Source organism: Rhodanobacter sp. FW106-HT46G03 (genome assembly GCF_058789895.1).
On record NZ_JBYTCC010000001.1, the window covers coordinates 1 to 21377 of the forward strand.

18 protein-coding genes are annotated in these 21377 nt (G+C 64.4%); 12 read left to right on the plus strand and 6 right to left on the minus strand.

The window, feature by feature from the left end; all coding sequences use genetic code 11:
• The 9 genes from dnaA to AC3WP6_RS00045 form a co-directional block, all read left to right on the plus strand.
• On the plus strand, positions 1–1335 hold a 1335-nt coding region (dnaA, locus tag AC3WP6_RS00005; RefSeq protein ID WP_492625749.1), incomplete at its 5' end, for a chromosomal replication initiator protein DnaA.
• A 251-nt stretch (positions 1336–1586) separates the two neighbouring features.
• Complete coding sequence (gene dnaN / locus AC3WP6_RS00010; protein ID WP_492625750.1) at positions 1587–2687, plus strand: DNA polymerase III subunit beta; 1101 nt, start codon at positions 1587–1589, stop codon at positions 2685–2687.
• Between the two features lie 86 nt (positions 2688–2773).
• Positions 2774–3853, plus strand: a complete 1080-nt coding sequence (gene recF / locus AC3WP6_RS00015; RefSeq protein ID WP_492625751.1) for a DNA replication/repair protein RecF — start codon at positions 2774–2776, stop codon at positions 3851–3853.
• 68 nt (positions 3854–3921) lie between these two features.
• Positions 3922–6360: a DNA topoisomerase (ATP-hydrolyzing) subunit B gene (gene gyrB, locus AC3WP6_RS00020; RefSeq protein ID WP_492625752.1), complete on the plus strand. Its 2439-nt coding sequence runs from the start codon at positions 3922–3924 to the stop codon at positions 6358–6360.
• 198 nt (positions 6361–6558) lie between these two features.
• Positions 6559–7842, plus strand: coding sequence for a tetratricopeptide repeat protein (locus tag AC3WP6_RS00025; protein WP_492625753.1), 1284 nt, complete (start codon positions 6559–6561; stop codon positions 7840–7842).
• A gap of 198 nt (positions 7843–8040) precedes the next feature.
• Positions 8041–8700 (plus strand): energy transducer TonB, encoded by a 660-nt coding sequence (locus tag AC3WP6_RS00030; RefSeq protein ID WP_492625754.1) that lies wholly within the window; start codon positions 8041–8043, stop codon positions 8698–8700.
• A gap of 50 nt (positions 8701–8750) precedes the next feature.
• Complete coding sequence (locus AC3WP6_RS00035) at positions 8751–9485, plus strand: MotA/TolQ/ExbB proton channel family protein (RefSeq protein WP_492625755.1); 735 nt, start codon at positions 8751–8753, stop codon at positions 9483–9485.
• Between the two features lie 18 nt (positions 9486–9503).
• Positions 9504–9929, plus strand: a complete 426-nt coding sequence (locus AC3WP6_RS00040; protein ID WP_492625756.1) for an ExbD/TolR family protein — start codon at positions 9504–9506, stop codon at positions 9927–9929.
• 2 nt (positions 9930–9931) lie between these two features.
• Entirely contained in the window at positions 9932–10342 is a 411-nt protein-coding gene (locus tag AC3WP6_RS00045) for an ExbD/TolR family protein (RefSeq protein WP_492625757.1), read from the plus strand.
• Between the two features lie 263 nt (positions 10343–10605).
• Here AC3WP6_RS00045 and AC3WP6_RS00050 read toward each other — a convergent pair whose 3' ends face one another.
• On the minus strand, positions 10606–11349 hold the full coding sequence (locus AC3WP6_RS00050; protein WP_492625758.1) for a pyridoxine 5'-phosphate synthase: 744 nt from the start codon (positions 11347–11349) through the stop codon (positions 10606–10608).
• A gap of 49 nt (positions 11350–11398) precedes the next feature.
• Positions 11399–12037: a 4'-phosphopantetheinyl transferase family protein gene (locus AC3WP6_RS00055; RefSeq protein ID WP_492625759.1), complete on the minus strand. Its 639-nt coding sequence runs from the start codon at positions 12035–12037 to the stop codon at positions 11399–11401.
• A gap of 77 nt (positions 12038–12114) precedes the next feature.
• Here AC3WP6_RS00055 and AC3WP6_RS00060 point away from each other — a divergent pair, with 77 nt between their 5' ends.
• Entirely contained in the window at positions 12115–15615 is a 3501-nt protein-coding gene (locus AC3WP6_RS00060) for a hybrid sensor histidine kinase/response regulator (RefSeq protein ID WP_492625760.1), read from the plus strand.
• On the opposite strand, the gene hslU is transcribed toward AC3WP6_RS00060, so the two are convergent.
• Positions 15603–16943, minus strand: a complete 1341-nt coding sequence (gene hslU, locus AC3WP6_RS00065) for an ATP-dependent protease ATPase subunit HslU (RefSeq protein ID WP_492625761.1) — start codon at positions 16941–16943, stop codon at positions 15603–15605. The two genes, AC3WP6_RS00060 and hslU, sit on opposite strands and share 13 nt — an antisense overlap.
• A 54-nt stretch (positions 16944–16997) precedes the next feature.
• Positions 16998–17552, minus strand: a complete 555-nt coding sequence (hslV, locus tag AC3WP6_RS00070; protein WP_492625762.1) for an ATP-dependent protease subunit HslV — start codon at positions 17550–17552, stop codon at positions 16998–17000.
• Positions 17553–18180: 628 nt separating this feature from the next.
• Here hslV and AC3WP6_RS00075 point away from each other — a divergent pair.
• Both AC3WP6_RS00075 and AC3WP6_RS00080 read left to right on the plus strand, forming a co-directional pair.
• Entirely contained in the window at positions 18181–18801 is a 621-nt protein-coding gene (locus AC3WP6_RS00075; RefSeq protein ID WP_492625763.1) for a hypothetical protein, read from the plus strand.
• 58 nt (positions 18802–18859) lie between these two features.
• Positions 18860–19429 (plus strand): hypothetical protein, encoded by a 570-nt coding sequence (locus AC3WP6_RS00080; protein ID WP_492625764.1) that lies wholly within the window; start codon positions 18860–18862, stop codon positions 19427–19429.
• A gap of 461 nt (positions 19430–19890) precedes the next feature.
• Here AC3WP6_RS00080 and AC3WP6_RS00085 read toward each other — a convergent pair whose 3' ends face one another.
• Positions 19891–20094, minus strand: coding sequence for a hypothetical protein (locus AC3WP6_RS00085; protein WP_492625765.1), 204 nt, complete (start codon positions 20092–20094; stop codon positions 19891–19893).
• 185 nt (positions 20095–20279) lie between these two features.
• Positions 20280–21296, minus strand: a complete 1017-nt coding sequence (locus AC3WP6_RS00090) for an IS110 family RNA-guided transposase (RefSeq protein ID WP_492625766.1) — start codon at positions 21294–21296, stop codon at positions 20280–20282.
• Between the last annotated feature and the right edge of the window lie 81 nt (positions 21297–21377).

Here is a 21377-nt window from a genome sequence, read left to right on the forward strand (position 1 = left end):
ATGAGTGAGCTGTGGCGGCGCTGCCTTGAGCGTCTGGAAGGCGAATTGAGCGCCGAGGATCTGCATACCTGGCTGATGCCGCTGCAGGCCCGCGAAGAAGACGCCGGACTGGCGCTGTATGCGCCGAACCCGTACACCCTGGATGCCGTACGCGAACGCTACCTGGCGCAGATCACCACCCTGCTCGGCCAGCTTGCCGGCCACCCGCTGGCGGTGCGGCTCGAAGTGGGCTCCAGCAGCGTGGCGCGCGAGCCGGCCCATAGCGCGACCGGCAACGGCGCGACGGCGGCGGCGGCGGCACCACAACCCGCCTGGCACCACAATCTCGACCCGCACTATACGTTTGAAACCTTCATCGAAGGCAAATCCAACCAGCTCGGCAAGGCGGCGGCGATGCAGGTGGCGCAAAACCCCGGCAGCGCCTACAACCCCTTGTTGCTGTACGGCGGCACCGGCCTGGGCAAGACCCATTTGATGCATGCCGCCGGCAACCTGATGTGCCGGAACAACCCGGCATGCAAGGTGCTGTACCTGCGCTCCGAACAGTTCGTGGGTTCCATGATCGAGGCGCTGCGCACCAAGAGCATGGACCAGTTCAAGCTGCGCTTCCGCTCGGTGGATGCGCTCTTGATCGACGACATCCAGTTCTTCGCCGGCAAGGACACCACGCAGGAAGAGTTTTTCCACACGTTCAACGCGTTGTTCGAATCCAAGCAGCAGATCATCCTCACCTGCGACCGTTACCCCAAAGAGGTGGACAAGCTCGAGCCACGGCTGAAATCCCGCCTGGGCTGGGGGCTTTCCGTGGCGATCGAACCGCCGGATTTCGAGACGCGCGCAGCGATTCTTTTATCCAAGGCACAGGAAAAGAACGTGGCGCTGGGCGAGGACGTGGCCATGCTCTTGGCCAAACGCATCCGCTCCAACGTGCGCGACCTGGAAGGCGCGCTCAATACGCTGGCAGCCCGCGCCAACTTCTACGGCAAGCCGATCACCGCGGATTTCGCCGAGGAAACCCTGCGCGACCTGCTGGCCACCCATGCGCAGGCGATCACGGTACCCAACATCCAGAAGATGGTGGCCGAGTATTTCAACATCCGCCTGCAGGATCTGCTCTCCAAGCGCCGCGTGCGCTCGCTGGCGCGGCCGCGACAAGTGGCGATGGCGCTGTCCAAGGAGCTGACCGACCACAGCCTGCCGGAAATTGGCGAGGCCTTTGGCGGCCGCGACCACACCACGGTGCTGCACGCCTGCCGCACGATCAAAAAGCTGTGCGAATCGGATGTCCGCATGCGCCAGGACTGGGAACAGCTCATTCGCACCCTTACCGGTTGAGGTTTTTCGCCGCTCGTCGCACAAGTTCTTGATAAGCTCGGGGGAAAGCTGTGGATAATGGGTGGGTGAGTACCGACGCAAAGTTGTCCACATTTCGTCCACGCCATCGCAACCACCTTCCGCACCCCATGAAGGTAGCGCAGGTTATTGATTTACATGGTGTAATCGACGAAATGCACTTATCCACGCCGACCACAACAACTACCAACTCTTTTTAAAGACAGAACAGCAGGCATAGAGGACGCGCACACATGCAATTCAGCATCCAGCGGGAAGCGTTGCTCAAACCACTGCAACAAGTGGTCGGGGTCGTCGAACGCCGACAAACGCTGCCAGTACTGGCCAACCTGCTGGTGAAAGTCGCCAACGGCCAGGTCTCGCTGACCGGCACCGATCTTGAGGTGGAGATGATCGCCACCGCAGCTGCAGACAAACTGGTGGACGGCGAAACCACCATCCCCGCGCGCAAGCTGTTCGACATCATCCGCGCCCTGCCCGATGGCGTCAGTGTGGATTTCAAGCAGAACGGGGAACGCGTGGCGGTTAGCGCCGGACGCAGCCGCTTCACCCTGACGACACTGGCCGCCAGCGAGTTCCCGTTGATCGAGTCGATCGAGCTGGTGGAAAAAGTGACGCTGCCCGAAGAGGCGCTGCGCGACCTGATGGAACGCACCAGTTTCGCGATGGCCAACCAGGATGTGCGCTATTACTTGAATGGCATGCTGCTCGACCTGCAGGAACACAGTCTGCGTTGCGTCGCCACCGACGGTCACCGGCTGGCCATGAAAGAGACCAATCTGGCAACCACGGTCAGTACCCGGCGCCAGATCATCATTCCGCGCAAGGGCGTGAACGAGCTGGTTGGGCTGCTGGAAACCGGCGACGGCGTGGTGGAACTGGAGTTCGGCCGCAACCACCTGCGCGTACGGCGCGGCGGGGTCACATTCACCTCCAAACTGATCGACGGTCGGTTCCCGGATTACGAGGCTGTCATTCCGCTGGGGGCGGACAAGATCGCGGTGCTGGATCGCGAAGTGCTACGCGGCGCCCTGCAGCGCGCGGCGATCCTGTCCAACGAGAAATACCGTGGCGTGAAGCTTGAGCTGTCTCCCGGCAAGCTGCGGCTGGTGGCGCACAACCCCGAGCAGGAAGAGGCGGTGGAAGAAGTGGAAGCCGAAACCCACGTCGACGACCTTTCGGTCGGCTTCAACGTCGGTTATCTGCTGGACGCGCTGGGCGCGTTGCGCGGCGAGAAGGTCAAGCTCAGCCTGCGTGATGCGCAATCCAGTTGCCTGATCCAGGAGAGCGACAGCGAAGACGCACGGCACGTGGTCATGCCATTGCGGCTGTAACCGATGGGGCTAGGCGATCCATGCTGCCACTTCGAGCGCCGGGATGATGACTCATCATCCCGGCGCTTTCGCATGGCGCGCCCGGCATGAAGCTGGAACGTTTGCGGGTGCAGGGTGTGCGCTGCCTGCGGGCGGTGGATTTATCGCTGGGAGATGGCCTCAACGTGCTGATCGGCGCCAATGGCGCCGGCAAGACCAGCGTGCTGGAAGCTGCCTACGTGCTTTCGCACGCACGTTCGTTCCGCAGTGGCGCACGCGAGGCTTTGCTGGCGCGGGGTGAACGCCGACTTGCGGTCTATGCCGAGGTACGGCACGCCGGTGGCAGCGCACGCCGCCTGGGACTTGGCCGGGATGGCGCGCGCTGGGAAGCGCGACTGGACGGCGAGGTGGTGGCACTCGGGGTGTTGATCGGCGAGTGTGCGGTGACTTGTTTCGAGCCGGGTTCGCATGGACTGATGGCCGGTGGCGCGGAGGAACGCCGCCAGTTTCTGGACTGGGGTGTGTTTCACGTGGAACACGGTTACCTGGAAACGTGGCGGCGCTATCAACGCGCGCTGCGTCAGCGCAACAGCCTGCTGCGCGCGGGAACGCCACCTGATTCGGCGCTGTACGCGCCATGGGAACAGGAGTTGGGCCAGCACGCGCGCGCCATCGATACCCTGCGTGCGGATTACCTCACGGCGCTACGCCCCTTGCTGCTCGCGGCGGCGCAAACCTTGCTGCCCGAACTTGGCATGGCGGAGTTGCGCTATCGGCGCGGGTGGGGCGAAGCGGACGACCTGGCGATGCAACTCGCCGAACAACGCGGCAAGGATCTCGGGCGCGGGCACACCACGGCGGGCGCCCACCGTGCCGATTGGTCATTGACGTTCGCGGCGGCACCACAGCGGGAACACTTGTCACGCGGGCAGGAGAAACTGGCCGCACTGGCTTGCGTGCTGGCGCAGGCCGAGTTGCTGGCGGCGCAAACCGGCGAGTGGCCCATCGTGTGCCTCGACGATCTTGCTTCGGAGTTGGACGCTGCGCACCAGGCGACCCTGGTTGACCTGTTGGCAGCAAGCTCGGCCCAGGTGCTGGTGACCGGTACCAGCATGCCGGAGTCTTTGCGTGATCGTCCGCACTGCCTGTTTCACGTGGAACAGGGGCAGGTGACGCGACTGCTATAATGACGTATTGCGTCGCGCGGCCCTCCCTTGCGTGATGCGTCCGTCGCCAACAAGGAACCGGAAGCCGCATGAACGAGCCGACCAACCCCGCCAATTCGCACTACGACGCCAGCAACATCAAGGTGCTGAAAGGCCTGGAGGCCGTCCGCAAGCGCCCCGGCATGTATATCGGCGACACCGATGACGGCACCGGGTTGCATCACATGGTGTTCGAGGTGGTCGACAACGCCATTGACGAGGCCCTGGCCGGCTTTTGCGACCACATCGTGGTCACCATTCTTGAGGATGGTTCGGTCAGCGTTTCCGACAATGGCCGCGGTATCCCGGTGGGCATCCATGAGGAAGAGGGCGTTTCCACCGCCGAAGTGGTAATGACGGTGCTGCACGCCGGCGGCAAGTTCGACGCCAATTCGTACAAGGTTTCCGGCGGCCTGCACGGCGTCGGCGTTTCCGTGGTCAACGCGCTCAGCGACCACCTGTGGCTGACGATCTGGCGCAACGGCCACGAGCACCAGCAGGAATACGCCTTGGGCGAGCCGGTGTACCCGCTCAAGGTCACGGCTGATTCCGACCGTCGCGGCACGATGGTGCGCTTTCACCCGAGCACGCTCACCTTCACCAACATCGAATTCCAGTACGACGTGCTGGCCAAGCGCCTGCGCGAGCTGGCGTTCCTCAATTCGGGCGTGCGGATCGAGCTGGTGGACCAGCGCGGCGAAGAGCGCCGCGATGTCTTTGCGTACTCCGGCGGCATCCGCTCCTTCGTCGAGCATCTCGCGAAGATGAAGACCACGTTGCACCCGAGCGTGATCAGCCTGGCCGCCAGCGAGCCGGGGGGCATCACGGTCGAGGTCGCGATGCAGTGGACCGACGCCTACAACGAAACGATGTTCTGCTTCACCAACAACATCCCGCAGCGTGACGGCGGCACCCATCTCACCGGTTTCCGCGCCGCGCTGACGCGTACGCTGCAGAACTACATCGAAAAGGAAGGCCTGGCGAAGAACGCCAAGGTCGGGCTCTCCGGCGACGACATGCGCGAAGGGCTGATCGCGGTGCTCTCGGTCAAGGCGCCCGACCCCAAGTTCTCCTCGCAGACCAAGGACAAGCTGGTCTCCAGCGAGGTCAAAACTGCGGTGGAGCAGGCGGTCAACGAAAAACTGGGCGAATTCCTACTCGAACACCCGAACGACGCCAAAGTCATCGCCGGCAAGGTGGTCGACGCGGCGCGCGCCCGCGAGGCGGCGCGCAAGGCGCGCGAAATGACCCGCCGCAAGGGCGCGCTGGACATCGCCGGGCTGCCCGGCAAGCTCGCCGATTGCCAAGAGAAAGACCCCGCGCTGTGCGAGCTGTTCCTGGTCGAGGGCGATTCGGCCGGCGGCTCGGCCAAGCAGGGCCGCAACCGCAAGACCCAGGCGGTGCTGCCGCTCAAGGGCAAGATCCTCAACGTGGAGAAGGCGCGCTTCGACAAGATGCTGTCCTCGGCCGAGGTCGGCAACCTCATCACCGCGCTCGGCACCGGCATCGGCAAAGAGGATTACAACCCCGACAAGCTGCGCTACCACCACATCGTCATCATGACCGATGCCGACGTCGACGGCGCCCACATCCGCACCTTGCTGCTCACCTTCTTCTACCGCCAGATGCCGGAGCTGATCGAGCGCGGCCACGTCTACATCGGCCTGCCGCCGCTGTACAAGCTCAAGCAGGGCAAGCAGGAGATCCACCTCAAGGACGACGAGGCGCTCAACGCCTATCTGATCTCCAGCGCGGTCGACAACGCCGCCTTCATCGCCGATCCGCATGCGCCGCCGATCACCGGCGAACGGTTGGAAAAACTGTTGCGTGACTACCAGCACGCGCTCGACCAGATCGAGCGCCTCGGCCACCGCTTCGACACCAGCGTGCTGGCCGCGCTGCTCGAACACACGCCGCTGACGCCCGCCTTGTGGGACGACGCCGCGGCGATGCAGGGGTGGCTGGCTGGCGTTGAACGGAGCCTTGCCACGCGCGGCCTCGGCAAGCCACGCTACCAACTGGCCTTGCGCCCCGCGCAGGATGAGCATCCGGCCGCCATCGAAGTGACCCGTGATCAGCACGGCCTGTCGCATACGCTGCTGCTGCCGCGCCCGTTCCTCGCCGGCCCGGAGTTCCGCCCGATCCTCGCGGTCAGCCAGGCGCTTGATGGGCTCATCCAGCCCGACGCCGTGATCCAGCGCGGCAACGCCTCGCGGGGCGTCCTGCGGTTTGCCGACGTGCGCAGCTGGTTGCTTGACGAGGCCAAGAAGGGCCGCACCATCCAGCGCTTCAAGGGCCTGGGCGAAATGAACCCCGAGCAGCTGTGGGAAACCACGGTCAACCCGGAAACCCGGCGCATGTTGCAGGTGGGCATCCAGGATGCCTACGTGGCCGACCAGATGTTCTCGATGTTGATGGGCGAAGCGGTCGAACCGCGCCGCGATTTCATCGAGGAAAACGCGCTCAAGGTCGCCAACCTCGATATTTGAGGGATCGCTGCGCCGCCGCCCCTCGCCTCACGCACCGGCCGTGCCGTGCGTGAGGGTATGGCGTGTACGCGCGCAAGTGGTTGATCTCGCAAGAGCTTTTTTGCCGCAACGCCGCTTGTCATTCACCGCGGCGTCAGAGTAGGCTCTGCGATCCCCTACGCCGTTGCGCGTAAACCACCACCCGACACGAGGATCGTCATGAAGCACACGCCCTTGTTCACCATGCTCGCTGGCGCCGCGCTGGCCTTGACGTTTGCCGCGGCACCCGCTTGTGCAAAGGACAAGCCGGCACCGCAGAAGACCGAATACCCCAACACCACCCGGGTTGCGCCCAAGCTGGATCTCACCAGCGCAAAAGAACAGAAGACGCTGAACGAAGGTCTGGACGCGGTCAATGGCGGGGACAAGGCCAAGGCGGAACAGCTGCTGCAGCCGATCATCGACAGCAGCAAAAGCAAGTACGCGCAGGCGATTGCCCTGCAAGGCCTCGCCAACGTCAATTTCAATGCGGGCGATGTCAAGACCGCGATCAGCATGCTGAAAAAGTCGATCGACATCGGCGTGATGCCCAACGACACCTATTTCGGCCTGATGTACGAGCTGGCCCAGCTTTACCAGGCGGACCAGCAATACCAGGCCTCGCTCGACACGCTGCAGAAGTGGCGCGATGAGGGCAAGCGCGAAACCGCCGACTCCTATGCACTCGCGGGCAACGACTACTACCGCCTCAACAAATATCCGGAAGCGATTGCGGCCATCCAGAAGGCCAAGTCGCTGACCGACAAGCCGAAGGACAGTTGGAACCAGATCCTGATGGCGAGCTATGCCGAATCGGGGCAGGGTGCCGACGCGGCGAAGATGGCGGTGGCCGAATATGAAAAGAACCCGACCGACAGCGGCATGCTGCACAACGCCAGCGCCATCCTCCTGCAGCAACAGGATTACGCCGGCGCCATCAAGGTGCTGGAGCAGGGGCGCACCAATGGCGCGCTGAAGGACGAGGGCGACTGGGTCAACCTGGTCAAGGCCTACCTGCTGCAGGCGCAAAACGGCGGCGATCTGAAGACCGGCAGCGCCAATGCGCTCAAGGTGTTCGACGATGGCGTGGCCAAGGGCGCGATCAAGCCCAGCGCCGACCACTACAAGCTCGCCGGCGACGCTGCCGCCATCGGCGAGAACGATGCCAAGGCGTTGGGCTACTACCAGCAGGGCGCCCCGCTGGCGACCGATGGCGAGCTCGACAACTCCATCGCCCGCGTCTACTTCCAGCAGCAGAAGTTTGGCGATGCCCGCACCTGGCTCACCAAGGCGCTGGCCAAGGGCGTCAAGCACAAGGGCAACACTTACATGTTGCTTGCCGAGTCGAACCGCCAGCTCAAGGACAAGCCGGCGGCGATCGCCGCCATGAAGGCGGCCGCCAAGGATCCGGAAACCGCGGCCAAGGCCCAGGATTGGCTGCGCAAGCAGGCCGCTGGCAAGTAAGCAGGCGGCTGCCGCACCCATGTTTGCAAATGGACGTCCATTCGACCAAGGCATGGGTGCTATACAAAAGCCGAATGCTGTTGTACCGTTCGAACCTTCCCTGCGTAGCCCAAGCGGTCGATGCCGTCCATAGGTCGGACGACACTCGGCAAGCTTGCGGCAACGCTTTCTCCGTTCCCAGTTCCCGATTAGTCCCAGATGGCCTCAAGTAACGAAGACACAGAGCGCGAGGGGTTCAGTTGGAAGCGCACCCTGGCGTTGGCGTTTGCCATCGGTCTGCATGCTTTCGCGTTCCTCGTGCTGATGGCGCCAATGGCGTCCGGCACCCAGAAGCACGTCAAGAAAGATCAGATCGTGCAGGTGAACTTCATCGAACCGCCGCCGCCGCCGCCGCCGCCGCCGCCGCCGCCGCCGGAGCCGCCCAAGCAGCCGCCGCCGAAGATCATCAAGCAGGTGGTTCCGCCGCCGACTCCGCCGCCGCCGGCTCCACCGCCGCCGGTTTCCGAGGTGTCGCAAAACGCGGTGGCCGCAGCGCCGCCCGCGCCGCCGGCACCCCCGGCGCCGCCCGCGGATATCGCCGCTGGTTCGGATCTCAGCTACAACAGCCGGATCCAGCCGAAGTATCCGCCGCAGGCCATCCGCCAGCGCCACGAAGGTACCGTGACGTTGCTGATCCTGGTGGGCGTTGACGGTTCGCCGAAGGACATCCAGGTGGACAAGTCCAGCGGATACCACGAGCTTGATCGCGCGGCGATCGAGGCGGCACGCAAGTGGCGCTTCAATCCCGAAGTCAAGAATGGCAAGAAGGTGGAGGGTTACGCCCGCGTGCCCGTCACTTTCAACCTCAACAACCTGTAATACCGGTTACCGTCCTCACCGTTCCCGCCTGACTTTCCAAGGGTAGCGTTATGTTCCTACAGACTCCTGCACCAACCGGCAACACCAATTCGGAAGCCATGAAGCAGATGGGCTTCGCCAACCTCGCCGAGAACTTCGACGCTTTGGGTTGGATCGTCTTCGTCGTCTTGGTGGTGCTCTCGCTGTTGTCGTGGTACTTCATCATCGCCAACACCATCCGCAATTTCGTGGTGTCGTCGCGCGCCAACAAGGTGATCGATGCGTTTTGGGGCAACCCCTCCACGCAGGATGCCATCCGCGAGCTCGAAGCCCAGCCCAAGGGCGAACCGTTCTCCAAGATCGCGCTGGACGCCGCGGCTGCGGTGGCCCATCACCAGCAGGCGGTAGCCGAGAACAACGGTCTGGCCCAGTCGCTCAGCCGCTCCGAGTTCCTCGACCGTGCCTTGCGCCAGGCCGTGGCCCGCGAAACGCTGCGGATGGAAACCGGCTTGACGCTGCTCGCCACCGTCGGTTCCGCCGCCGTGTACGTCGGCCTGCTCGGTACCGTGTGGGGCATCTACCACGCCTTGATCCGCATTGCCGCCACCGGCAACGCCTCGATGAGCGCCGTGGCCGGCCCCGTCGGCGAAGCGCTGATCATGACCGCCATCGGCTTGTTCACCGCCATCCCGGCCGTGTTCGCCTTCAATGCGTTCAACCGCTCGAACCGCGTGATCTTTGCCCGCTTCGATGAATTCGCGCATGACCTGCACGACTTCTTCGCGACCGGCTCGCGCGTCAAGTAATCAGCGAGGAACCGAATCATGGCCGCAAATTCCGATGGCGGCGCGATGTCGGATATCAACGTCACGCCGCTGGTCGACGTGATGTTGGTACTGCTGATCATCTTCATGATCACCGCGCCCTTGATGTCGCATCCGATCACCGTCACGGTGCCGCTTGCCAACCCCAAGAGCGACGAGGCGAAAATCGATACGCCCCCGCTCGACCTCGCCATCAAGGAAGACGGCACGATGTACTACCAGGATCACCAGGTGTCCGAGCAGGAGCTCAAGGGCCAGCTGGCGATCGAGGCGCAGAAATCGCCGCAGCCGGAGCTGCAGATTCGTGCCGACAAGAACATCGAATGGAAGGTGGTGCGCAAGGCCATCGGTGATGCCAAGGGCCAGGGCATGGTGCATGTCGGTTTCATGACGCAAGCGCCGTTGCCGAGCGCCGGGGAGCAGTAACGATGGCAGGTGTGCAGAAATCCTCCGGCCCGATGGCCGAAATCAACGTCACGCCGCTGGTCGACGTGCTGCTGGTGCTGTTGATCATCTTCATGATCACGGCGCCGATCCCGCTGGAAAAGATCAAGATCGATCTGCCCCAGCCCAACCCCAACGTGCACCAGCCGGAGAACCCGCCGGAGCCGATCAATCTCAAGATCGACCAGGGCGGCGCGCTCTACTGGAACAACACGCCGGTGGACGAGAACGGCCTCAAGGCGCAGTTCGCGGTGGTGGCGCAGCAGACCAACCAGCCGGAAATCCAGATCAAGGCTGCGGACGCCGTCGCGTACCAGTACGTCGCTACCGTGCTGGCCGACGCCAAGCAGTACAACCTGGTCAAGATCGGTTTCACCGAAGGCGACAACCAGTAATACCGCTCGACCGCGTTACCCGCGCCAACCCCCGCCCCGTGCGGGGGTTGGCGTTTTTGCGGGTTGGTATTGGGGATGTGGGATTTGGAAAGCTGCCTGCGGCGAGTGGCAATGTTTCCGTGGGGCGGGCGGGATTTATCCCGACCGGCTTCTTGCGAAAGGCTGCGTCGGGTTTCAGCCCGACCGGCTCTTTGCGAAGGGCCTCGGCGGGATAAATCCCGACCCACCAGCAATGGAACCAGGCAACGGGCGCCGCCGGCTGCTCAGCGCAAAATCTGCAGATAGTTGCGCACGGTGGTGGCCAGGCCCTGGTACAGCGCCTCGCCGATCAGGGCGTGACCGATGGAAACCTCGGCCAAGCCAGGAATGGCGGCCTTGAAGGCGCCGAGGTTGGCTTGGCTCAGGTCGTGGCCGGCGTTGACGGCGAGGCCGGCGTTCATCGCCAGCCGCGCGGTGTTGGCGCAGGTGGCGAGCAAGGCATCCGGGTTGCCGGCGGCGAAGGCTTCGGCGTACGGGCCGGTGTAGATTTCGATGCGCGCGACGCCAATGCCCTTGGCCAGGGTGAAGTCCTGTGGCTCGGTGCCGACGAACAGGCTGACCCGGCAGCCCAGGGCGTTGAGCTCGGCCACCACCGGGCGCAGCGTGTCGAGATCGCGCGCGAGCGTGAAGCCGTGGTCGGACGTGATCTGGCCGTCGCTGTCCGGCACCAGCGTCACTTGCGCGGGATGCACCTCGCGCGCCAGCGCAATCAGGCCGGGGTAGTCGCCGCGTGCGGCGGCAAACGGATTGCCTTCGATGTTGTATTCCACCCGCCCGCGCAGCATCGCGGCCAGGGCCCGCACGTCGCCGGGGCGCACGTGACGCTGATCCGGGCGCGGATGCACGGTGATGCCGCCGCAGCCGGCTTCGATGCAGGTTTGCGCGGCGCGGCAGATATCGGGTTCGCTGCCGCCGCGCGAGTTGCGCAACACGGCAATCTTGTTGAGGTTGACGCTGAGCAGGGTCATGCAGGGCACACGCGTGGGAAACGGACTATGCACACTGCCGCGATTGGCGCTACGGGGCAAGCGGGTAGCAGCGAATGCGCCGCGGGGCGCCGCGCCACGCCAGCGTCGCCACCGCGGCGGCGCCAACCTCGAGCGGGTGCACGTGCCACGCCGCCGGGTCGTCGCCATCGAGGTGGCACAGCGCCATGCCTTGCGCGGTGGCGGCGAAGGCCAGCCGGTCGAGACCGAACGAAATCCCTTTCCCGGTAGCCTTCAGCACCGCCTCGTGCGCCGTCCACAACTCAAAGAAGGCGCGCTGCTGGCGTTCGCCCTCCAGCGAGCGCAGCCAGGCGGATTCCGCGTGGGTGAAAAACCGCTCGGCAATCTCCAACGCGCTGGCGCGCGTGCGCACCAGCTCAATGTCGATCCCCGGCGCCACCCCATGTGCGAGCGCCACCAATGCCAGCTCGCCGCTGTGCGACCAGTTGAAATCGAGCCGGCCGGCGAGTGGCCCGGCGAGCTCCGGCCGGCCATGTTCGCCCGTCGCCAGCGCCACGTCACCCACCGCCACCCCAAGGTAGCCCGCCAAAAGCGCGAGCAGGGGCTCGCGTCGCACGCCTTTGGGGCGCGCCACCCGCCACACGTGAATCTCGTCAGGCCGCAGGGGCTCTGCTACCTTGATCGTCCTGACTTCGCCAGTTGCGTGCATGCACCCATGCTGGCGGATGGCGGCTGCGCGGCACAAGTCGCGTCGCGCCCTGGGCATGGCATGCGGGGAAATCACGCTTGATCGCCGGTTGGCTACTGCTGCTTGTTGCGCTGGGCTACGTGGGCCTGCTCTACGGCGTGGCGTGGTTTGGCGATCGCCGGCCGCTGTATCCGCGCCAGCCGCGCCTGCGGCCCATCATCTACAGCCTCGCACTGGCCGTGTACTGCTCGTCGTGGACGTTCTACGGCGCGGTCGGCACGGCGGCGCGCGAGGGCCTGGCCTATCTGCCGATCTACCTCGGTCCGGCGCTGTTCCTGATCTTCGGTTTCGGGCTGATGCGCCGGCTGGTGGAAGTGGCGCGCCAGCGCAACATCACCTCGATCGCCGACTTCATCGGCGCGCGCTTCGGCAAGTCGCACGGCCTGGCGGCGGTGGTGGCGGTGATTGCCGTGGTCGCCGTGCTGCCGTACATCGCGTTGCAGCTCAAGGCGGTGGCGATGTCGTTTGCGGTGCTGGGCGGCAAGCCGCCGGGCCTGCGCAGCGCGCTGTTGACCGACCCGGCGCTGTGGTGCGGCGGCATGCTCGCGGTGTTCGCCATTTTGTTCGGTACGCGCAGCATCGACGCCACCGAGCATCATCACGGCATGGTGCTGGCGATCGCGCTCGAGTCGCTCATCAAGCTGGTGGCGTTCGTTGCGCTGGCGCTGTTCGCGCTGAAGCACGGGCCGGGCATCGCGCCCACCACGCAGCACGTTGCGGCCGGTTTCGACCAGGACATCCCGGCGCTGTTCTTCGTGCAGACCGGGCTCGCGTTCGTGGCGATGTTCTGCCTGCCGCGCCAGTTCCAGATCGGCGTGGTGGAGTGCGAGGACACCAACGACCTGCGGCACGCGCGCTGGCTCTATCCGCTGTACATGCTGATCGTGAGCCTGGCGGTGCTGCCGATCGTTGCCGCCGGCACCCAGCTGCCGCTGGTGCGTGATGGCCTGGCCGACGCCTGGGTGCTGAACCTGCCGCTGGCGCTGAACAACCACGGGATGACGCTGCTGGCATTCGTGGGCGGGTTCTCGGCCGCCACCGGCATGGTGATCGTGGCTGCGGTCGCGTTGTCCACCATGATCAGCAACGACCTGGTGATGCCGGCACTGCTGCGCCTGCGCCATCTCGAGCTGGATCGCCGCAGCGATCTGTCCACCCTGGTGCTGCGCGTGCGACGCATCGCGATCGTGGTGCTGGTGGCGATGGCGTTCGGCTATTACCGGCTGGTGGCCGATACCGAAAACCTTGCGGCCACCGGCCTCCTGGCGTTTGTCGCCGTGGCCCAGCTCGCGCCGGCGATCATTGCCGCGCTGTACTGGCGCGGCGCCAGCCGGCACGGCATCGCCGCCGGCATGCTCGCCGGTTTCGCGGTGTGGCTGTACACCCTGCTGCTGCCGGCCATGCTGCACGTCGGCACCTGGCAGCAGGAAGGCCCGCTCGGGTTGGCGTGGCTGCGGCCGCAGGATCTGTTCCAGCTGGGCAGCAACGCCACGCCGCTCTTGCACGGCACCTTGTGGTCGCTGGCGGTCAACGTGAGTTGCCTGGTGTTCGTATCGCTGCGCTGGCGGCCCAGCCTGGAAGACCGTCTGCACGCCGCGCTGTTCGTGCACCCGTACGCGGCCAAGCGCGGCGGCGCCGGCGACTGGCGGGGACGCGTGGTGGTGGCCGACCTGCGCACCATCGCTACCCGCATCGTCGGCAAGCGCGGCACCGAGCGCGCGTTCGCCGATTATGAGCGGCGCCGCGGCAAGGCCTTGCAGCCGGGCGAGTCGGCCGACCGCGCGCTGATCCAGCACACCGAGCGCCTGCTCGCCGGTGCGGTCGGTGCCGCCAGCGCACGGCGCATCCTGATGAGCGGGCTGTCCGGCTCCGGGCTCGACATTGCCGAGGCGATGGCGCTGATGGACGAGGCCTCGCAGGAGCTGCGCTTCAACCGGGAACTCCTGTCCAGCACGCTGGAAAACGTGTCGCAAGGCATCAGCGTGGTGGATGCGCAGATGCACGTGGTGGCGTGGAACCGGCGTTACTTGGAACTCTTCGGCTACCCCGACGGCATGGTGTATGTCGGCGTGCCGGTGGCCGAGCTGATCCGCTGGAACGCCGAGCATGGCGAGTGCGGGCCGGGCGAAGTGGACGGCCACGTGCAAAAGCGCATCGGTCACCTGCGCGCCGGCACGCCGCACGTGTTCGAGCGCGTGCGCGCCGACGGCTCCACCATCGAAATGCGCGGCCGCGCGCTGCCTGGCGGCGGCTACGTCACCACCTATACCGACGTCACCGCCTACAAACGTGCCGAACAGGCGTTGATCGAGGCGAACGAGACCCTGGAGCAGCGGGTCGAAAAGCGCACGGCGGAGCTCTCCGAGGCGCTGGTGGCCACCGCACAGGCGCGGCGCGTGGCCGAAGCGGCGAACGTTTCCAAGACGCGCTTTCTCGCCGCCGCCAGCCACGATTTGCTGCAACCCCTGAACGCCGCGCGGTTGTTCACGTCGGCATTGCGCGCGCAGCCGCAGCTGGATGCCGAATCGTGCCAGCTTGCCGAGCGCATCGACGCTGCGTTCCGCGCGGCCGAGGATTTGCTCGACGCATTGCTCGACACTTCGCGCCTCGACGTGGGCAGCTACCACCCGGAACCGACCAGCCTGGCCTTGAGCGAGATATTCGATTCGCTGCACACCCAGTTTGCCGTGCTTGCCGAGCAGCGCGACCTGCGCCTGACCGTGGTACCGACAAAACTCGCTGTGCGCAGTGACCCGCAACTGCTGCGCCGCATCCTGCAAAACTTCCTCTCCAACGCCTTCCGCTACACGCCGGAGGGTGGCGTGCTGCTGGGCGCGCGGCGCGCCGGCGCAGGCGTGCGCATCGAGGTGTGGGACACCGGGCCGGGCATTGCCGCCGATCAGCAGGCGCGCATCTTTGGCGAGTTCCAGCGGCTCGATCAGCCCTCGCCGTGGGGCGAAAAAGGCCTCGGGCTGGGTTTGTCGATCTGCGACCGCATCGCGGCCATGCTCGGCCATCAGCTTGCGCTGCATTCGTGCCCAGGCCACGGCAGCTGCTTTGCGGTGACCGTGCCGCGCGCGGCGGCGGCACCAGTGCGGCGCCAGGGCGTGCGCCGTGCCGGCAGCGACGAACAATTGCCGTTGACCGTGCTGTGCCTGGACGACGACGTCGCCATTCTCGACGGCATGCGCGCGCTGCTCAGCCGCTGGGGCGTGGATTGCCGCACCGCCAGCAACGTGGCGAGCGCGGCGCAAGAGCTAAGGCGCGGCCCGGTCGATTTGATCCTCGCCGACTACCACCTGGCCGACGACACCGATGGCCTGCACGCGCTGCAGGACTTGCGCAAGGTGCGCAACCCGTTGCCACCCACCGCGTTGATCACCGCCGATGGCAGCACCGCGCTCAAGCAGCGCGCGCGGGCGCTGGGCTACCCGTTGCTGCACAAGCCGGTGCGCCCGGCGGCATTGCGCGCGCTGCTCTCGGCGCTGGCGCGCCAGCACCGGACCGAACCGCCGGCGGCGAAGGGTCAGAGGATGTAGCGGCTCAAATCCTCGTCGCGGCTCAGGTTGCCAAGGCTCTGGTCCACCTGCGCGGCGTCGATGCGCCAGGTTTCGCCGCTCTTGTCGGCGGCCTCGTAGGAGATCTGTTCGAGCAGCCGCTCCATCACCGTGTGCAGGCGCCGCGCGCCGATGTTTTCGGTGCGCTCGTTCACCTGGAACGCCACCTCGGCAAGCCGGTCGATGCCGTCGTCGGTGAATTCCAGCGTCACGCCTTCGGTCGACAGCAGCGCGGCGTACTGCTTGGTGAGCGCGTTGTGCGGCTCGCGCAGAATGCGCTTGAAATCATCCACGCTGAGTGCGGAGAGCTCCACGCGGATCGGCAACCGGCCCTGCAGCTCGGGAATCAGGTCCGACGGCTTGGCCAGCGAGAACGCGCCGGAGGCGATGAACAGCATGTGGTCGGTCTTGATCGGGCCGTACTTGGTCGCCACCGTCGAGCCTTCGATCAGCGGCAAGAGATCGCGCTGCACGCCTTCGCGCGACACGCCGGAGTGGCCGTAGTCGCTGCGCTGCGCCACCTTGTCGATCTCGTCGATGAACACGATGCCGTTCTGCTCGGCGGCTTCCATCGCCTGCGCGCGCACTTCTTCGTCGTTCAACAGCTTGCCGGCCTCTTCGTCGATCAGCAGCGGCCGCGCCGCCTTGATCGCCAGCTTGCGGCTCTGCGTCTTGGCGCCGCCGAGGTTCTGGAACATCTGGCGCAGTTGCGCGCCCATTTCCTCCATGCCCGGCGGCGACATGATTTCCACACCGACGTTCATGGAGAAATCCAGCTCGATCTCGCGCTCGTCCAGCTTGCCCTCGCGCAACTGCTTGCGCAGCTTCTGTCGGGTGTCGGCGTCGCTCGCCGGCGCGGCCGGCGCGTCGTGGCTCCAGTCCGCCGGCTGCTGGCGGCGCGGCAAGAGCGCATCCAGGATCCGATCCTCCGCGCGGTCTTCCGCCTGCGAACGTACGCGCGTCGCCGCTTGCGCGCGGGTGAGTTTGTACGCCACGTCGGCCAGGTCGCGCACGATGGATTCCACATCCTTGCCGACGTAGCCCACCTCGGTGAACTTGGTCGCCTCCACCTTCACGAACGGCGCGTTTGCCAGCGTCGCCAGTCGCCGCGCAATCTCGGTCTTGCCGACGCCGGTCGGGCCGATCATCAGGATGTTCTTCGGCGTCACCTCGTCGCGCATCTCCGGCGCCAGCTGCATCCGGCGCCAGCGGTTGCGCAACGCCACCGCCACCGCACGCTTCGCGCCTTGCTGGCCAATGATGTAGCGGTCGAGTTCGTTGACGATTTCGCGGGGGGTGAGTTCGGACATGGCTGTGCCGGAAAGGGGAGACGGAAAACGGGGAGGGCGGTACGCGGCGGACTGCTAGCCGCTGTTGCCGATGGCCAGCTCTTCGATGGCCGTCGTGTGGTTGGTGTAGATGCAGATGTCGCCGGCGATCTTCAACGAGCGCTCGACGATGGCGCGCGCGTCGAGATCGGTGTTTTCCATCAGCGCCAGTGCGGCGGACTGCGCGTACGGGCCGCCGGAACCGATCGCGATCAGGCCGTGCTCGGGCTCCAGCACGTCGCCGTTGCCGGAGATCAGCAGCGAGGCCTCGCGATCCGCCACCGCCAGCATGGCTTCCAGCCGTCCGAGGCGACGGTCGGTGCGCCACTCCTTCGCCATCTCCACCGCCGCGCGGGTGAGGTTGTTGCCGTGCTTGTCCAGCTTCTGCTCGAACAGCTCGAACAGCGTGAACGCATCCGCCGTGGCACCGGCAAACCCGGCCAGTACGTTCTGGTCCTTGCCCAGCCGGTGGATCTTGCGCGCATTCGACTTGGCCACGATGTTGCCCAGCGTGACCTGCCCATCGCCGCCGATCACGACCTTGTCGCCGCGGCGCACGCTGATGATGGTGGTGGCGTGGAAGGATTCCATGGAAACTCCGAGGGTTGAACTACCGAGGTGGGGATCGCCGGTCGCGGCTTCAATATGCACGGGATCGCGTCATCTGTTCGTCTCCCGCAGGCAGCAGCAGGGAGAGGGTAACCATCCCGGCGAAAGGGCCCAGCTTCCGGCCCGGGCGAAGGGCTACCCTCGCCGGGAGCCCCAACGAAACTCGGAACACGGGGCAACGCTTCCGCAAACGCCAGCCTATTCGCCATGGATACCAAACGAACCCCATTGTTGCGTAGTGAGGCAGCAGCCGAGAACTTCACCACCACGGCCGACCCCAGCCAGCATGGTTTGCCTAGATTCGCGCCGATGCCATTCGAGATGGCCAACAGATGTGCGCATGCTGGCCGAGGCCGGTCTGGTGATGCCGTGGTGAACGTTGCCGCGAACGGGTCGCCGCGCATATCTCCGTATTCGAGGCGATAAAGCGTTATGCCCCGGATTCGTCGGATACGTCGGATTCGCGGCGGTGGCCTTGTGGGCCGGGGGCTAGGTAAGTGTATGAAAAAGTGGAGAATACCGTGACTTGACCAGTGCGATCGCGTGGAGGAGTATCGGCGTTATTCCCCGTATCTGGGGACTACTAAGCGTTAGGCCTCAGGATCAAACCATGACTATCAACGTGAAGGATGCGAGTGAGCAGCTGCAGGCCATCAGGGACATTCTCGACAAGGTTTCGCACTGGGCTGCACCCTCCATCGTGCGTACGTTGGCCCTGATATTTTCTGTGGCTTTCGTGTTTTTTGGAGCAAGCTACTTTTATGTGGACGGCTTGCTTGAAAGCTCAAGGGAAAACACAGCTCTTCACAATAAAGAACTGGCACTCGGTACTGAGCAAAACCTTCTACGATATGCACGCGACTTAGTATCGGAATGCATTGATGCCACAAAAGCAGAGGAGTCTCTGGCCGGCCTTTACTGCAAAAATGCCGAGGAGGCTTACCTGGCACGATCGACGACTGAGCCGTACAAGAGTCGTGCACTCCTTTCCACGGAACAAGACGCTTATCGCTCTATGCGGGCCGATCTTCAAAGCAGAATCGAAAGTAGCGAAGAGGGGCTTGATCGGCTGGCATGGTCGGACCCAGCTGGAAAGACTCTAAACGCAATCCTAAGAAGCAGTGTCGTTGCACTCTTTGCAACGGGCGCTGCCTCTGCATTGTTGCTCTTGTACTGGATGGTATTACGCGCTCGCCGAACGGCGTCCGCCAATCCCGCGCCTGAGGCCTAACAATTCGTCCAAGCCGACGCGGCTTCGCGGCGCGGCTTAACTCACGTGTTAGGCCAATATGGATCGAGCAGCGCTCAACGAAGCTAAAAAGCTCACCTATCGAGATCCGGCGGTAGTGCTGCGAGAACTTCGCACTATCGAGGAGAGCATTGCTGGTGCTGACCTCGCTCCCGAGGCCCGCCACCTCCGCACGAACAAGCTCAAGAAAGTTCGCGAATACAGGCAAGCTGCACTTTTTTGTCATGGCATGTCTTGCCGCATCGAACAGTCTGTCTACTTTGCGCCAGTTGAGGCCTCGGACTACGACTTCATAGCCACATGGCAGTCGGACGAGAACCAGCATTTCGCGCCAGTCCAACTGAAGGAATTGGTGCCTGAGTCATTGAACCCAACCTCAACCGTCCAAGATCTCGTCAACGGTCTGAGTAAATACTCTTCTTGCAACCTTACGGTTGCAGTATTTCTCAACCGAAATGGCCGCTTCCTTCCCGCAAGTATCCAGCTTCCGCCGCTTGACATCGCAGCTCTTTGGTTCATCTTTGCAGCAGCGCCTGATCAATCACGATGGAAGCTAATCGGAAATTTCATGGAGGAGCCAAGTGCAACAACATTCAACTACCCGGCCTAACAACTCATCCAAGCGGACGCGCGTACCGCGCGCCGTTTAACTCAGGCGTTAGGTTGTAGGGGGTGGTATGCGAGTTTCACTTCCGGCCGTCGTTTTCGTCTGCGCCATCTTGGCCGGGTGCGGTAGTGCTGACGCAATCATCTGGTCTGCTAAGGCCATGTCGCCCGACGGGCAGCTGGCCGCAACCGCAAGTACTACCCAAGTTGCCGGCCCGGGCAACAATTGGGTCGGTACTTCGGTGTACGTGGAGCAAACGAAAGTGGCGCGGCCAGTCCTCGTTCTTAGCTTCACAAATGAGTCGGCATACCCATCAGGCGTCACAGCCGTTACCCTACACTGGCTGTCCAATTCGCGGCTTGACGTCACGTACAAGGCCGGAGCAACAATCGAGTTCCAGGCAATCAAGGCGCTCGGTATTATCATTTCCACTCACAAACTCGATACACCTACAACCTAACTATTCATTCCAACCGAAAAAAAGGGGTCACCATTTCGCCGTCCGGGTCAATAGGCACGCACTTGCTCTTCTCCGGCCGCGCCGAAGGGCAGGTGCCCGCCTTGCCGCTGACCACCAGCCGCTGTGTTTCATGCGGCGCGAAGATCGCGCCAGTCACCGTTCTGGTTAGGGCCGCATCAGCGGCCCTTGTTGCTTGCCAAACACTCATCGGTCATCGCGGATCCCGTCCAGGTGCACGACATGCGTGGCACAGGATCACGGGCTCAAGGCCCAACCTTTTGTGGCTCGGTCCGCGTGCGGTCTTGCGTCCAACACGGGTGCCGACGGCCGCGACCTTTCAGGTTTGCTGGCTCGAAGCCACACCCCGTTTCCGGCCTGCGACCGTCAGCGTGATCAGCCGAAGGCGCGCGTGAGATCGAACGCCGTGCCTTCGTGCAGCATGTGGTAACAGGCGCGGGCCAGCTTGTGCGCAACAGCCTTGATCGCCACGACGCGGTGCTTGCGGGCACGCTTGCGCTCGTACCAGCGCCGGATCGACGGATCGAAGCGCACCGCATAGTTGGCCGCTTCCATGAACGCCCAGCACAGGTAGCGATTGCCGCACTTGCGGTTGCCATGCCCCTTTCGCTTGCCGTTGGACAGCCGCACGCTCTCGACCATGCGGCAGTACGAGGCGTAGTCACCAACGGAAGCGAAGCGCTCGATGGCACCGCTCTCCAGCAGGATGGTCGTGCCCAGGATCGGACCAATGCCCGGCACGCTTTGCAGGCGCCCAAGCAGATCCGGTCGTACCACGTCCTTGTGAATCCAGCGTTCCAAGGTGGTGATCTGTTCCTGCAGGGTGAGCCACAGCTTGAACTGGATCAGCACGCCGAAACGAGTGGAAAGATCGGGAAACAGGTCGACCAGTTGCGACGGCGTCAGCTGTCGCAACTGGTCGGCCGACAGCTGTTTGCCTGTGCTGCGACTGAAACTGGACTGGATCGACAGCATCAACCGCACCGCCTGCCGCACCAAACTGAAGCGTCGACGCAGCAGGTCGCGGGTGCCGCGCTGCGCGCGGGGATAGATGTAGCCCTCCGGTAGTAAGCCGAGGCGCATCAACTGGGCCAGGTGCAGCGCGTCGCTGTCGTCGTCGCCGTGCTTGAGGCCGTCGTACTGCGGAATCGCCGTGGTGTTGACCAGATGGACGGCATAGCCATGGTCCATCAGGCCATCAACCAGCCAGTACCAGTTGTAGGTGGACTCCACCGCCACACCGACCAGCTCGTCCCGGTACGGGGCCAAGTCCGCCAGCAGGCGCGGCAAATCGTTGGGGCGCCGACGGCACAGCACCGGCTTGCCCTCGCCGTCCATGACCGCCAACACGCTGTTGCTGGAATGCAAATCGATCGCTGCGTAAAGTGACATGGCTGCCTCCTGTCGCTGGGCGACGTTGAAACCGTGGTAGTTCCAACGTACCGCCGAGCGCGGGAGGCGGCGACATGAGTC